The organism is Betaproteobacteria bacterium (assembly GCA_009377585.1).
Classification (GTDB): Bacteria; Pseudomonadota; Gammaproteobacteria; order Burkholderiales; family WYBJ01; genus WYBJ01.
On the sequence record WHTS01000012.1, the window covers coordinates 23,075 to 37,266 of the forward strand.

Annotated in this window: 13 protein-coding genes; 7 read left to right on the plus strand and 6 right to left on the minus strand. The window is 65.6% G+C overall.

Features of this window, described 5'->3' with window-relative positions:
• Positions 1-201 precede the first annotated feature (201 nt).
• Positions 202-666: a cupin gene (locus GEV05_06460; protein ID MPZ43030.1), complete on the plus strand. Its 465-nt coding sequence runs from the start codon at positions 202-204 to the stop codon at positions 664-666.
• Between the two features lie 295 nt (positions 667-961).
• Here the strand turns inward: GEV05_06460 and GEV05_06465 are convergent, their stop codons facing one another.
• The 3 genes from GEV05_06465 to GEV05_06475 form a co-directional block, all read right to left on the minus strand.
• The gene (locus GEV05_06465; protein ID MPZ43031.1) at positions 962-1,246 is read right to left on the minus strand and encodes a hypothetical protein; all 285 of its coding nucleotides are present in this window, start codon (positions 1,244-1,246) and stop codon (positions 962-964) included.
• Between the two features lie 37 nt (positions 1,247-1,283).
• Positions 1,284-2,318 (minus strand): hypothetical protein, encoded by a 1,035-nt coding sequence (locus GEV05_06470; protein ID MPZ43032.1) that lies wholly within the window; start codon positions 2,316-2,318, stop codon positions 1,284-1,286.
• 157 nt (positions 2,319-2,475) lie between these two features.
• Positions 2,476-3,297 carry an alpha/beta fold hydrolase gene (locus GEV05_06475; GenBank protein ID MPZ43033.1) on the minus strand — a complete coding sequence of 274 codons (822 nt, stop codon included), beginning with the start codon at positions 3,295-3,297 and terminating at the stop codon, positions 2,476-2,478.
• Here GEV05_06475 and GEV05_06480 point away from each other — a divergent pair.
• Both GEV05_06480 and GEV05_06485 read left to right on the plus strand, forming a co-directional pair.
• Entirely contained in the window at positions 3,296-4,513 is a 1,218-nt protein-coding gene (locus GEV05_06480; protein ID MPZ43034.1) for a hypothetical protein, read from the plus strand. The two genes, GEV05_06475 and GEV05_06480, sit on opposite strands and share 2 nt — an antisense overlap.
• A 110-nt stretch (positions 4,514-4,623) precedes the next feature.
• Positions 4,624-5,004 carry a hypothetical protein gene (locus GEV05_06485; GenBank protein MPZ43035.1) on the plus strand — a complete coding sequence of 127 codons (381 nt, stop codon included), beginning with the start codon at positions 4,624-4,626 and terminating at the stop codon, positions 5,002-5,004.
• A gap of 297 nt (positions 5,005-5,301) precedes the next feature.
• Here the strand turns inward: GEV05_06485 and GEV05_06490 are convergent, their stop codons facing one another.
• Genes GEV05_06490 through GEV05_06500 form a run of 3 tightly spaced genes read right to left on the minus strand, consistent with a single transcriptional unit; the run spans position 5,302 to position 8,665 of the window.
• Positions 5,302-5,673, minus strand: coding sequence for a GFA family protein (locus tag GEV05_06490; GenBank protein MPZ43036.1), 372 nt, complete (start codon positions 5,671-5,673; stop codon positions 5,302-5,304).
• Positions 5,674-5,696: 23 nt separating this feature from the next.
• Entirely contained in the window at positions 5,697-7,226 is a 1,530-nt protein-coding gene (locus GEV05_06495) for an AMP-binding protein (GenBank protein ID MPZ43037.1), read from the minus strand.
• Positions 7,227-7,246: 20 nt separating this feature from the next.
• Positions 7,247-8,665: an aldehyde dehydrogenase family protein gene (locus tag GEV05_06500; protein ID MPZ43038.1), complete on the minus strand. Its 1,419-nt coding sequence runs from the start codon at positions 8,663-8,665 to the stop codon at positions 7,247-7,249.
• A 169-nt stretch (positions 8,666-8,834) separates the two neighbouring features.
• Between GEV05_06500 and GEV05_06505 the strand changes: the two genes are divergently transcribed.
• The 4 genes from GEV05_06505 (at position 8,835) to nirD (ending at position 14,170) form a co-directional block, all read left to right on the plus strand.
• The gene (locus tag GEV05_06505; GenBank protein MPZ43039.1) at positions 8,835-10,253 is read left to right on the plus strand and encodes a homospermidine synthase; all 1,419 of its coding nucleotides are present in this window, start codon (positions 8,835-8,837) and stop codon (positions 10,251-10,253) included.
• A 320-nt stretch (positions 10,254-10,573) separates the two neighbouring features.
• Complete coding sequence (gene cobA / locus GEV05_06510) at positions 10,574-11,377, plus strand: uroporphyrinogen-III C-methyltransferase (GenBank protein ID MPZ43040.1); 804 nt, start codon at positions 10,574-10,576, stop codon at positions 11,375-11,377.
• Positions 11,374-13,869 carry a nitrite reductase large subunit gene (locus GEV05_06515; GenBank protein ID MPZ43041.1) on the plus strand — a complete coding sequence of 832 codons (2,496 nt, stop codon included), beginning with the start codon at positions 11,374-11,376 and terminating at the stop codon, positions 13,867-13,869. Before cobA ends, GEV05_06515 begins: the two co-directional genes overlap by 4 nt.
• Positions 13,745-14,170 carry a nitrite reductase small subunit NirD gene (nirD, locus tag GEV05_06520; GenBank protein MPZ43042.1) on the plus strand — a complete coding sequence of 142 codons (426 nt, stop codon included), beginning with the start codon at positions 13,745-13,747 and terminating at the stop codon, positions 14,168-14,170. Before GEV05_06515 ends, nirD begins: the two co-directional genes overlap by 125 nt.
• The last annotated feature ends 22 nt before the right edge of the window (positions 14,171-14,192 follow it).

The window sequence follows — 14,192 nt, forward strand, 5'->3', positions numbered from 1 at the left end:
TGGATGGGGAACGCGACATCCGCGCGGGTATACGCGAGGTCAAGGCGGGGTCGATCGCCGACGGCGGCAAGAAGCGACAGTTCGCCTACTGGGAAGACATCATGCGCAAGGTCGCGCAAAGCGGTCCAACGCAGAAGTCAGCAGGAGACATCGATGCCCGACACGGTAGCACCGCGCTATTCTCCGCTTGTTCCGCAGGACATGCTGGACGAGATTTTCTGGAAGGATGGACGTGAGCCGAAGGACGAGCGGCTGTGGGTGCCAAACGGCCCCGGCCGCTGGTCCAGGCCGCTGTGCCTGAACGTGAGCCAAGGGTATTGGGTGCACCTGGTGAAGATCACACAGGCGGGCGTCGTGTCGCGCCATCGCCATCCTGCGCCCGTCCACGGCTTCGTTCTCGAAGGTCGCTGGCGCTATCTCGAGCGCGATTGGATTGCAACGGCTGGAAGCTATTTGTTCGAACCGCCGGGTGATGTGCACACGCTGGTCGTCGACGAAGGCGACTCGATGATTACCCTTTTCCACAACACCGGTGCGCTGCTGTACTGCGACGAGGAGGGCCGAACCGTCGGCTCAACCGACGTGTTCGACAGGGTCGCCGCAGCGCGCAAGCACTTCGAATCGGTCGGCCTCGGCGCCGACTACGTGAAGCGCTTTATCCGCTAGAAGGAAGCGAGCCCCGCGACTCGCGCCGCGGGGCTGCCGCTCAGTTCTGCTCCTGCCCTTCGCGCAGCAGGTCGATCACCTGCGGTGCGATCTCCCGAGCGCGTTGATCGAGCTGCTCCGGAGTCAGGTTGGCAATCGGGTGCGGCATCATGACGAAACGGAAATCCGGCAAGCCCCAGGTGCGGGCCATCGCCTTTCCGGTCTTTTCAAAAACGTCCGTGATGATGGACGCGGACGGTACGCCTTGCTGTTCGAATACGATACTGTCGAGCACACTGCCCGAGCTGCAGGACCCTCAATCGCCGACGCCGGCTATGACGATGTCGCAGCCGGCCTTGTACTCCTCGACGATTTCGGTGTGGGGCGCAGAGCCCGAGCTCTTCTTGCGCCGGATGAGATGGGTCTTGGCGCCATGCTCCTTTTCCAGGATGTCGGCGATGCGCAGCAGCAACTGATCGGAGTTGTGCTTGGTGTTGTCGATCAACCCGATGCGCAATCCGGCCAGGGATTCCGGCCGGGCCGCGTAGTTGATGCGCCGGTTGCTCACTTCGGTGGTGGGATCCAGAATCTGCACTGCCATATCGGCTCCTTTCGTGTGAGTTGCCGGCCCCAAGGCTTTAGGGCCGGCGGATCTCCTTGCTGACGCTTTGTGAACCGTTCTTGCCGCCCCAACCCGGGATGTAGCACGACTGCACGCCGGCGCGGCCTCCGGCGGAAATGACCAGAAAGTCGGACGGCTCCTGCACCAGCGGCACCAGAGTGCGTTCGTCTTCGGCGGTGACGTCATCCGGCTTGACGTGTGCGCGCTTCTGCTCCGCCACCGAGGTCTGCGAATGCTCGAACGCGTATTGCTGCACTTGTTCGCGCGTCCAGCCGGACTTCTTGATGGTTGCGGAATGCTCGCCGGCGAACACCATTGCGTATTGCGGCTGGCGCGCCGTACCCGCCGACATGCGCATGTGCGCGCACATGGTTTCGAGTACGCCTTCGGCCGTGGCACTCAGCTGGTTGGAAATCTGGTGCGGTGCGAGCGCGGCGAAGACGGTGACTGCGTTCTGGTCGGCGCGAAATCCGCGCGTGGTATGAAAGGGCGGCCAGGGACTCTCCGCTTCGTTTTCGGCGATGCAATAGCTGTATTTGCCGCCGTGCCCCAGGCTGCTGCGGTCGAGCTCGCCCGGAAGCGTGCCGATGACGTTGCGCATGACCAGCCGCACCGCGCGGCCTATGGTCGCGTTGGCGCGCCAGCCCGGTCCGAACAGGTTGTCGCCGCAATTGATGTCGAGCTCGCGCGCGATCGGGCCGTTCACGACCATGAATACGGCCGAGCCGCCGGTGCTGGTGGCGGGCCCGTGATAGCCGTAGAGCGGATCGGCGAGCGCTTCGATGGCGGCGGCAACCACCGGCATGTAATCCGCCTTGCACCCGGCCATGACCGCATTGATCGCAACCTTCTCGGCGGTCACCGACACCTGCCGGTTCTCGATGAATGCGAGCTGGTGATCGGGCGCCATGCCCGCGGCGTTGAGCATGGCTTCGACGCGATCGGGCGTGGGCGGTATCACGGGCAACCCGTCGGTCCAGCCGTTGGTGTAGCAAAGCTCGATCGCACCGGACAAATCGGGCGCCATGTGGCGTCGCGATCTCAGTTCCATTTCAGCCCCTTTGTCGTTCGTTCGATTCGCAACCCGCTCACCGGCATTGCCGTCACTCCGGCTCCGGCGGAAGCGACCTCCCGCGCAAGCGGAAATTCGATTCGCAGAAAGTATGCACCGTTCCAGCGACGGGGAAAAGGCTCATGCCGCGACCGGCTCATGCTGCCGGTCTGCCGGCATGGCGCTCGATGAAGGCCAGCGTCTCGCGGGCGCACAGGTCGGAATCGCTCGCCGCGACGTGATACGAGCTGCCTGGGAGAACGAGAAGCTCCGAGCCGGCGATCTGCCGCTGCCAGGCGCGGGTCTCCTCCACCGACGCGACGCCGCTGCCCTCGGAGGTGATCACCAGGGTCGGGCAGCGGATATTCGGCAGATCGGCGCGGATGTCGGCCGTCTCGATATGCGACATGAAGCCGATCTGGCTTTCCAGGTCTGTGCGGCCCATGAGCTCGGCCCACCAGGCGATGCCCGCGGCGGGAAAGCGTTCGCCCAGCCGGCTGCCCATGCTGTGACGCGCCCACTGCGCCACGCCGAGCCAGCGTAGCTCGGCGATCAGCGCAGGCAACCGTTCGGCTCGCCCGGGCCACAACGGCGGGGGGGAGCCGACCACCGTGAGCGTGTGGACCCGCTCGGGATGGCGGGCGGCCAGCGCCCGCGCTACGGTGCCCGCCAGCTTTGCGCCGACCACGTGCACGCGCGCGCAACCGAGGGCATCCGTGAGGGCGACGAAGTCGGCGACCAGGCGCTCGACGCTCCACGCGAATCCGGCCGGCATGGGCGTCGACGCGCCGAAGCCGCGCATATCCGGCCTGATGATGCGCAGATGCCGTGCAAGGTGCGGAACCCAGCCGAACCAGACCGCGCCGCTTTCACCGAGACCGTGCAGCAGCAGGATCGATTCCGGCGCGCGCCACGGATCGGTGTAGTCGTCGAGCGTGTAGTGCAGCAGGCAGCCGTCGTCGAGACGCAGTTCGGGCATGGCGCGCTCCTCGCTGCGATTCTATTGGAACTTTCGCAGAGTGAACGATGCCCCTCACCCCCAACCCCTCTCCCGGCGGGAGAGGGGAGCATTGCGCGCCAGGCAATCGGGCTGGCGCCGCCCCGCGTCTTGCTGCATGATGCGGCAGATCGAAACGCGTGCGGCAGGAGGAAACGTGAAGCACACACTGGCCCTGATGGGCGACATCAACCTGATGAAGATTAGCGACGCCACGGTGCCGTTTCGCCAGGTGCGCGAGCTGGTGGCGGATGCGGACTGCCGGTTCGCCAACCTCGAGTGCTGCCTGTACGATCAGGCGACGCAGCACGAGTTGCGCGACGAAGGTTTCTTCGCGCTGCCGCGCATCGGCGAGGCGCTGAAGCTGCTCGGCATGGATGCGATCGGCAATGCCAACAACGTCAACTACGGCGCCGATCCGATCCGGTCGTCGTGCGTCGCCCTGAAAGCGCTCGGCATTCCGAACACCGGCGCCGGAGAAAACCGTGAGGCTGCGTATGCGCCCGTGGTGGTCGAGCGCAAAGGCGTGCGCTACGGATTCCTGCAACGCAGCTCGGTCTACTGGCCGACCAATCACGAGGCGGGTGAGAGCTCCCCGGGCATCGCGGTGTTGCAAGGCCATACCGCGTATCAGCCGATGCTGTACAAGATCCGTCCCGAACTGCCGCCGGCAAACCGTCCCGGCGTCCCGCCGGCGGTCGTCACCTGGGCCGATCCGAAATCGCTCGCGCGCTACAAGGAAGACGTCACGGCCTTGCGCGCGCGTTGCGACATCCTGACCGTATCGCACCACTGGGGCCTGTTCGAGGAGGTGCTCGACTACCAGGTCGAGATTGCGCATGCGGCGATCGACACGGGCGCCGATGTCGTCATCGGCCACGGACCGCACTACTCGCTGCCGATGGAGATGTACAAGGGAAAGCCCGTGTTCTATGGGCTGGGCAACTTCTCCTTCCATACCGGTCACGGCGGGCGCCTGCATGGCAACTGGGTCGGCGAGGCCGTGCGGGTCAGCTACGAGGACAAGGTGCTCAAGCGGGTGGCGCTGCGGCTCGTGAGGCACAACGAGGCGAACGAAACGCTCTTCACGCATCCGAAGGACGAGGCGCCGGCGATCGCGCGGCTGCAGTCGCTGTGCGACCGCTTCGGCACCAAGCTCACGCCCGAGGGCGACGAGCTGGTGGTGTGGAAGGCCTGAGGGTCGTTGAGAGGTCGAGTCATACAGCTTCACCGGTGCGATCAGGTCGTAGTCGTACCTAGTCGTACCGTATCTTTTGCGAGCAAGTACGTTGACGCGAAGAGGAGCCCATGAGCCAAAGCCCGATTCGAAGCTACACGGTGCAAGCGCGCTCGACCGACACGTTCGGGCGCGTGCTGTGCGCCGCGCGCAATCATCATTTCGTCGTCGACGGGCCGGTGCAGAATGGTTGCCCTGGCGAGGCGGTGAATCCGGGAGAGCTTTTTCTCGCCGGCGTCGCTGCCTGCGGCGTGGAGCTGGTGCAGGTGATCGCCAAGGAGCAGCAGCTCGCACCGAGCTCGATCGCGGTCGACATCGAAGGCACGATGGATCGAAGCCGGCCGGTGCGGCAGGACGTCACCGTCTTCAACGCCGTCACGCTACGCTTTCAGCTCTCCGGCGTGACGCAGCCGCAGGCGGTCGATCTCATCGAACGCTTCAAATCGAGGTGACCGCTCTACGGCAGCGTCGCAGTTGCGACGCCGGATGTGAAAGTCGACGTGAGCGTCGCGGATTGATTTTCCGCGGACCACCCCGTCCGCGCGGCTCGCGCGTCCCGCCCCTCCTTCACAGGAGGGGAAGTGACCAAGCATTCCCCTCCTCTCTCAAGAAACCCAACCAGGTTTCTTAACTGCGCCTGCCCGCCTGCGGGCTAATACTGCTCATGAGGAGGGGTGGCGCGAAGCGCCGGGGTGGTGTGGTTTATTCCGGGGCGGTACGGCTTTACTCGCAGGTTATGTGAGGCTCCCTCAACCGCGCAGCGCCGCCTCTTCCCAGTGCTGTCCGTCGAAGTGCCGGATCTCGATGCCGGGCAGCAGGCGATGGAAGTCGTCCAGCGTGCGGAGGTTGACCGCATATTGATCCGGCGCACGGCGCGGATTGCTGAAGACGTGCATGCCGCACTGCTTGCAGTACCAATGCTTGGCGGTATGCGTGCCGAACTGATAGAGCCCGAGCGTGTCATCGCCCCGCACGATGCTCAGGCGTTCGGGCGCGACGCGATGGTTGATCACGCCCTTTTTGGTGCAGATCGAGCAGTTGCACTCGGTCGCGGTCTTCAGTTCCGATTCGATCGCGTAGCGCACGGCCCCGCAATGACAGCCGCCTTCGTAGCGTTCCATTATCGCCTCTCCGTGATCACCGCTCAGGAATCGAGCAGAAACTCCAGCAGCTTGAGCCGCTGCACCTTGCCCGACGGACCCTTGGGCAATTCCTGCAGCAGGAGTATCGTCTTCGGCGTCTTGTAGCGGCCGAGCTCGCGCTCGCAGAACGCTTTCAGTTCCGTTGCGTCGCACGCTAGCCCGGATTTCAACACCACGGCCGCGGCGATCTCCTGACCGTACTGCGCGTCGGGAATGCCGACCGCGGCGGCTTCGAGCACGGCGGGGTGCGCGAGCAGCACCTCGTCGATCTCGCGCGGCGCGATGTTCTCGCCGCCCTTGATGATGAGCTCCTTGATGCGGCCGGTGACGAACACGAAGCCGTCGGCGTCCATGAAAGCCAGGTCGCCGCTGTGCATCCAGCCATCCGCGTGCAAGGTGCGCGCGGTGTTCTCCGGGTCCTTGTAATAACCCTTCATGACATTGTCGCCGCGCACCATGATTTCGCCCGCCTGTCCGGGTGGCAGCGGACCGCCGCTGGCCGGATCGACGATCTTCGCCTCGTTGCCGAAGGCGCGCCCCGGGCTTCCGATCTTGCGTTGCTCTGGCTGGTACGGATTGGTGAAACACGGCGCCGCGGTCTCGGTCATGCCGAAGGTCTCGATAATGCCGATGCCGAAGCGGCGCTCGAACGCGCGATGCTGCTCCGGGGGCAGCGGCGCCGAGGCCGAGCGGCAGAATCGCACCTGGTCGATCGACAGTCCGCGCGCGCGCGGGTCGGCGCCGTTCAACAGGTAGGCGATGATGGTCGGGACGACGTTGATCCAGCTGCAGCGGTAGTCGGAGACCAGTCGCCAGTAGCTCGAAGCGCTGAAGCGGTGCGGCATGACGATCGAACCGCCGTGCACGAGGGGTGCTACCGCGGTCACGATCTGGCCGTTGATGTGGTAGAGCGGGAGCGCGCACAGCACGCGATCGGACTCGGTCAGGCGGTGCGCGCTGGAAGTGAACTCGCCGCCCGCGACGCAGTTCCGCTGGCTCAGCAGGCAACCTTTGGGCATTCCGGTCGTGCCCGAGGTGTACATCAGCAGCGCAGCATCGTCCTCGTCGATGTCGGGCAGCGCGCTCTCGGCTGGAAGTGCCGCGTCGAACAACTGCTCGGCATCGACGTCGGTGGGCACGACATGAATCGGCCGATCGATCGCGGCCAAGGCCTCGTCCAGGCGGCTACGGTACTCGTCGGCCACGAACACCGCGCATGTGTCCGCATGGGCCAACACGTATTCGAGCTGCGAGCGTTGCGACAGCAGGTTGATCGGCTGTACGACGAATCCGCCGTACATGGCCCCGATCAGCAGTCGCGCCGCCTGGTAGCCGTTGTGCAGCATGAACGACACTTTGTCGCCCTTGCTCAAGCCCAGGCCGAGGAGATGGTGCGTGAGCGAGCGCGACTTGCGCTGCAGTCCGGCATACGTCAACGCAAGCCCGGTCTCGGGCGCAAGCAGATAGGGTCGATCGCCTTGGATCTCGGCGCGCCAGTCGACGTAGTGGCGGATCGTTCGTACGGCGCTCATGCGGCGCTCGCGGCTGCGAATCAGAGGCCGTACTTGGCGCGGTAGCCGGCGAACACGTCCTCCGCGCTCGGCTCGTTCGGCGCGATCGGACGCACGATGCGCGTCGTATTCAGGAAATGCCGGTAGTTGAGATTCTCGGAGAAGCCGTTGCCGCCCCAGGTGCCGCAACCCATCGAGAGCGAGAACGGCAGCCCGTTGTCGAAGCTGCCGCCGTTGGCGATCGCATGCGCCTGATTGACGATGACGCGGCACACGGTCATCTCCAGGCCGAGCTTCATGACGTGCGCATCGTCGCTGGTGTGGATGCCCACCGAGTGGCCGTTGCCCTGGTAGTCGTAGATCGACTGCGCGAGCGCGAACGCATGCTCGAAGTCGCGCGCCCGATACACGGTGAGAACGGGGCAAAGTTTTTCGCCCGAGAACGGGTGCTCGCGTCCGGTGCCGCTCTCCTCGACCATGAGGAAGCTCGCGCGCGTCAGCTCGGACCGCGTGAGCCCGGCAAGCTCGCAAATCCTCGCTACCGATTGCGCCGTCGTTGCCGAGCCGAGCTTTCCATGCGGGAACATCACCGCCTGCAGTCTTGCCTTTTCCTCGGCATTCAGAAGCGCGCCGCCCTGGCGTTCGAATTCATTCAGCATCACAGCATAAATCGGTGCGAGCAGCACGGCGGAATTCTCCGACGAGCAACTGGTTGCGTGATCGAAGACCTTCGAACGCGCGATCTTGGCCGCGGCCGCCGCGAGATCGGCGCTCTCGTCCACGATCACCACCACGTTGCCCGCGCCCACGCCGAGCGCCGGCGTCCCGCTCGAATAGGCTGCGCGCACGTTGGCCTGTGAGCCGGTGACCACGACCAGGTCGGCCTGCTTCATCAGTTCTTCGCTCATCGCCTTCGAAACCGGCTGCGGCAGCATCTGCACCAGATCCTGCGGCGCACCCGTACGGCCGAGCTCGGCATGAACGAATTCGAGCAGCTTGGCACTGGTGGAATGGCCCTTGGGTGACGGCGCCAGGATGACCGCGTTGGCGCCTTTCAATGCGTTGATGATGTTGTTGGCCGGGGTGGCACCCGGATTGGTCGAAGGCACGACCGCGGCGACGACGCCGACCGGGCGTGCGATCTCGACGATGCCCTTCTCGGGATATATGGCCACCACGCCGACCGATTTTGCACCGCGCAGATCGCGCAGCAAGCCGAGGGTCTTGCGATGATTCTTGTCGAGCTTGTCCTGGACGCGCCCCAGCCCAGTGTCGCGTACGGCGAGCTCGGCCAGTATGCGATTGCGCTCCGGTGCCATGATCGCCCAGCCGGCGGCGAGCACCAGCTCGTCGATCCGGGACTGATCGTAGCTTGCCGCGATGCGCTGCGCCGCGCGTGCGCGCGCCACCAGGCGGGCAACGATGTCCTTCGCCGGGATCTCGGGCACTGCGGTATTCATGGCTCTGCTCCTCTGCACCGGCGCACGCACGACGCTCGACTGCAATGATAGCAAGACGCCTCATGCCGCTTCGGACTTGCTTTTTGCGATGCAGAAACGATATTGCTACACTCGCCCGGTTTGCTCGGCTGTCGAGCAGGCGCTGCATTCATGGAGGCTCTATCGAGAAATGATCGAGGAAACGAAGCATGCCCGGCTTCCGGGGAAATTGGTGTTCGTCGGTTTCGGTTCGGTGGGTCAGGGCACGTTGCCGTTGCTGCTGCGCCACTTGGACATTCGCAAGGACGGTGTCCTCATCATCAACGCCGACGAGCGGGGTGCAGCCGAAGCTGCAGAGTACGGAATTCCGTACCGCGTCGAACCGCTGACCCAGGCGAACTGGCGCACGGTGCTCGATCGTGTCCTCGAGCCTGGAGACTTTCTGCTCAACGTTTCGGTCGACGTAGGCAGCGTGGACCTGATCGATTACAGCCTCGAGCGCGGCATTGCCTATCTCGACACCTGCATCGAGCCCTGGCTGGGCGGCTACACCGATCAGAGCGTACCGGCAGCGTGGCGCACCAACTACGCGCTGCGCGAAAAGGCGCTCGCCTTGAACGAGAAGCACGGCAAGCGCTCGACCGCGATCGTGACACACGGCGCGAATCCCGGGTTGGTGTCGCACTTCGTCAAGCAGGCGCTGCTCGATCTGGCGCGCGACCGTGGGCTGGATGTCGCTGTGCCGACCTCGCGCAGCCAGTGGGCGCTGTTCGCCGAGCGCATCGGCATGAAGGTCGTGCACGTCGCCGAACGCGACACGCAGTTCGCGATCCCACAAAAGCGCCCGGACGAGTTCGTCAACACCTGGTCGGTGGATGGCTTCGTCGGCGAAGGCGCGCAGCCAGCCGAGCTCGGTTGGGGCTCGCACGAGCGCCATTTTCCTCAAGATGGCAGCGAGTACGACTTCGGCCGGCGCTGCGCGATCTATCTGAATCGCCCCGGCGTCTCGGTGCGCGTGCGCAGCTGGACGCCGCTCAACGGCCCCTTCCACGGCTTTCTCATCACGCACAGCGAATCGATCTCGATCGCAGACTACTTCACCGTGAAGGATGGGGATCGGGTGCGCTTCCGTCCCACGGCCCATTACGCCTACCACCCGTGCGATGGCGCGGTGCTTTCGATCCATGAGTTTTGCGGGCGCAACTACCAGCCGCAATCGCGCTATCGCGTGCTCATGGACGACATCCAGGGCGGCATCGACGAGCTCGGCGTCCTGCTGATGGGGCACGAGCGCGGCGGCTACTGGTTCGGCTCGCAATTGAGCGTCGGGGAAGCACGCAAGCTCGCGCCGTACAACAACGCGACCACGCTGCAGGTGGCTGCCGGAGTGCTCGGCGCGATTGTATGGGCGTGCGAGAACCCGAATGCCGGCGTGGTCGATCCGGACGACATCGACTTCGAGCGCGTGCTCGAAGTCGCCCGGCCGTATCTCGGTAACCTGGTCGGTGTGTATACCGACTGGAATCCGCTGCAAGCCCGCGGCACGCTGTTTCCCGAGGAGCTGGATGCCACCGACCCGTGGCAGTTCAGGAATTTTCGGGTGATCTGACCTCTCAGGCGGTGCCTCCTCGGCGCCGCCTTCTTGTCGCAATACGTCCACGCAGCGTCCGGTACGGTGCACAGCTTCTGCGCGATGCACTGCTGCAGTGCGGCGAAAGGTTTCCGTGGGTGCGTCGCGCGCTCGCCGAAACCGTTAAAAATCCTGTGATGCCAAGGCCCTAGCGACGCGCGTGCAACATGGCACGTCGGTTGCTCAGCAGCAACCGACGCCGCTTGATCGAAGCGCGACCGGTGGGCCGGTTGCGGTAAACGGGGACAACGGCGTCCATGTGTGCGGACCTATCGCCGCCATGGACGCCTTCATTTGCGATGCGCGAAGCGATATCCAGCCAAGGCAAGGTGTACCTGATCGGAGCGGGGCCGGGCGCGGCCGACCTGCTCACGTTGCGCGCGGCCCGTGTGCTCGCGACGGCGGAAGTCGTGCTGGTCGACGCGCTGGTCGATCGCAGCGTGCTCGATCACTGCGCCGCGCAGGCACGCATCGTCCATGTTGGCAAGCGCGGCGGCTGCCGCAGCACCCCGCAGGCTTTCATCCAGCGGCTCATGGTGCGCTATGCCCGGCAGGGACGGATAGTGGCGCGTCTCAAGGGCGGCGATGCCTTCGTGTTCGGCCGCGGCGGCGAGGAAGCCGCCTTCCTGCGCCGCCATGGCATCGCAGTCGAGATCGTCCCGGGCCTGACCGCCGGCATCGCCGTGCCGGCCGCGCTCGGCATCCCGGTCACCCAGCGCGGAATCGCACACGGCGTCACCTTCGTCACCGGTCATGCCAGCGGCATTGCGGAGCCCGACTGGCGCGCACTGGCGCAAAGCCGCACCACACTCGTCATCTATATGGGCCTGCAGCGGCTGGCGGACATTGCGCGTGCCCTCATGGCAGGCGGTTTGAGCGGGGCAACGCCGGCTGCCGCGATTGCGCAGGGCACGCTGCCGGGCGAGCGCCACGTCATCGCGCCGCTGTCCGATATCGCGCGCGCGGTCGCGCAAGCAGCGCTCGCCGCGCCGGTCGTAATCGTCGTCGGCGAAGTCGTGTCACTCGCCGACGCGCGCATGGACGCTCCAGCGACGTTCGCGCGCCGCAGTGGAACACAGGCAAGGGAGGCAACGCAGGCATGAAACGCGCAAACCTGGTGATGGTCGGCAACGGCATGGCGGGCTGCCGCACGCTCGAGGAGCTGTTGAAGATCGCGCCCGACTTGTATGCCATCACGGTGTTCGGCTCGGAGCCGCATCCGAACTACAACCGCATCCTGCTCTCGCCGGTGCTCGCCGGGGAGATGACGGTGCAGGACATCATCCTGAACGATCTCGATTGGTACCGCGACAACGGCATTACCCTGCACGCCGGCAAGCGGATCGCGCGCATCGACCGCATCGCCCGCAAGGTGATCGCCGAGGACGGCACACAGGCCGAGTACGACCGGCTGTTGCTGGCAAGCGGCTCCGACCCGTTCATTCTCCCGGTGCCGGGAAAGGATCTGCCCGGGGTCATCAGCTATCGCGACATCGCCGATACCGAAGCGATGATCGAGGCGGCCGGCCGTCACAAGCAGGCCGTCGTCATCGGCGCCGGATTGCTCGGGCTGGAGGCGGCCAACGGCCTGGCGCTGCGCGGTATGGATGTGACCGTCGTGCATCTCATGCCGTGGATCATGGAGCGGCAGCTCGATCGCGTCGCCGCCGGCATGCTGCAACGCTCGCTGGAGTCGAAGGGCCTGCGCTTTTTGCTCGAGAGGCAGACCAGCGCAATCGTGGCCAATGCCGCCGGTCGGGTCGGTGCGGTTCAGTTCGCCGACGGCGGCTCGATCGCGGCCGACCTGGTGGTGATGGCGGCTGGTATCCGCCCGAACGCCGAGCTCGCCCGGGCGGCGGGTTTGCACTGCAACCGCGGCGTGGTGGTGAGCGACACGATGCAGACCTTCGATCCGCGCATCTACGCCGTGGGGGAATGCGCCGAGCACCGCGGCACTGCCTACGGACTGGTGGCGCCGCTGTTCGAGCAGGCGAAAGTCTGCGCCACGCATCTCGCCTACTTCGGCATCGGCCGTTACTCGGGCTCGTTCGTATCCACCAAGCTCAAGGTCACCGGCATCGACGTGTTCTCCGCGGGCGATTTCACGGGCGGCGAGGGCATCGACGAGATCACGCTCAACGATCCGTCCGGCGGCGTGTACAAGAAGCTGATGCTGAAGGACGACCGCATCATCGGCGGCGTTCTGTACGGCGATACCGTGGACAGCTCCTGGTATCTGCAGCTCATGCGCGACCGGCAGAACGTGCACGAGATCCGCGACCACCTCATGTTCGGCCAGACCAACCTGGGTGATGCCGGCCACCAGGGCGAGAGCCGCGCCGCAGCCATGCCCGATCACGAGCAGATCTGCGGCTGCAACGGCGTGTGCAAGGGCACCATTGTCAAGGCGATCAAGGAAAAGGGCCTGTTCACGCTCGAGGACGTGCGCAAGCACACCAAGGCATCCAGCTCCTGCGGATCGTGCACGGGCCTGGTCGAGCAGTTGCTCGCCTCGACCATCGGCGGCGCCTACCAGCCCGCGGAGGGCAAGGACAAGGCGGTGTGCGGCTGCACCGATCTGTCGCACGGCGCGCTGCGACGTGCGATCCGCGAGAACAAGTGGCTCGACATTCCGACCGTCACGCGCGCGCTGGAGTGGCGCACGCCGAACGGCTGCGCCACCTGCCGCCCGGCGCTCAACTATTACCTGATCGCCACCTGGCCGCACGAGGCGCGCGACGATCCGCAAAGCCGCTTCATCAACGAGCGCGCGCACGCCAACATCCAGAAGGACGGCACGTTCTCGGTGGTGCCGCGCATGTGGGGCGGCGTCACCACGCCGCAGGAGCTGCGCGCGATCGCCGACGTGGCCGAGAAGTATGCCGTGCCGACGGTCAAGGTCACCGGCGGCCAGCGCATCGACCTCCTGGGCGTGCGCAAGGCGGACTTGCCGAAGGTCTGGGCGGAGCTCGGTCAGGCCGGGCTCGTATCGGGTCATGCCTACGGCAAGTCGCTGCGCACGGTCAAGACCTGCGTCGGCGCCGAGCATTGCCGCTTCGGCACCCAGTCGTCGATGAGCATGGGGGCCGAGATCGAGCGCATGCTCTTCGGCATGTGGGCGCCCCACAAGGTGAAGCTCGCGGTCTCCGGCTGCCCGCGCAACTGCGCCGAGTCGGGCATCAAGGATGTCGGCGTCATCGGGCTCGAAGGTGCCTGGGAGATCTACGTCGCGGGCAACGGCGGCATCAAGACCGAGGTGGCGCAGTTCCTGTGCAAGGTCGCCACGCGCGAGGAAGTGCTCGAACACACGGCGGCCTTCCTGCAGCTCTACCGCGAAGAAGGCTACTACCTCGAGCGCACGGTGCACTTCGTTGCGCGCGTGGGGCTGGAGTACGTCAAGAAACAGGTCGTGGCCGATGCCGCCAACCGGGCTGCGCTGGCGCAGCGACTGCAGTTCGCGCTCCAGAACCATGTCGATCCGTGGGCGCAGCGCGCCGGCAACGAGCGCTCCGACGACAGGCCGGCGACGCTGCGCCGGGAATTCGAGCCGCTTGCGCTTGGGTCCGAACGGCGCGAGGAGACGGCCCGTGGCTGAATGGATACGCATCTGCACGCTGGACGAGATTCCGGTGCTCGGTGCGCGTGTCGTGCGCGATCCGTTCGGCGATATCTGCGTGTTCCGCAACGCGAACGACGAAGTGTTCGCCCTTAACGACCGGTGCCCGCACAAGGGCGGCCCGCTGTCGCAAGGCATCGTGCACGGGCGCAGCGTGACCTGCCCGCTGCACGGCTGGAGGATCGACCTGGCCAGCGGCGACGCGGTCGCGCCGGACCAGGGTTGCACGCATTCGTATTCCGTCAAGGTGGAGAACGGCGATGTGCTGCTTGCGTTGTGATTTGGCGCGCGGCGTGCGTGCG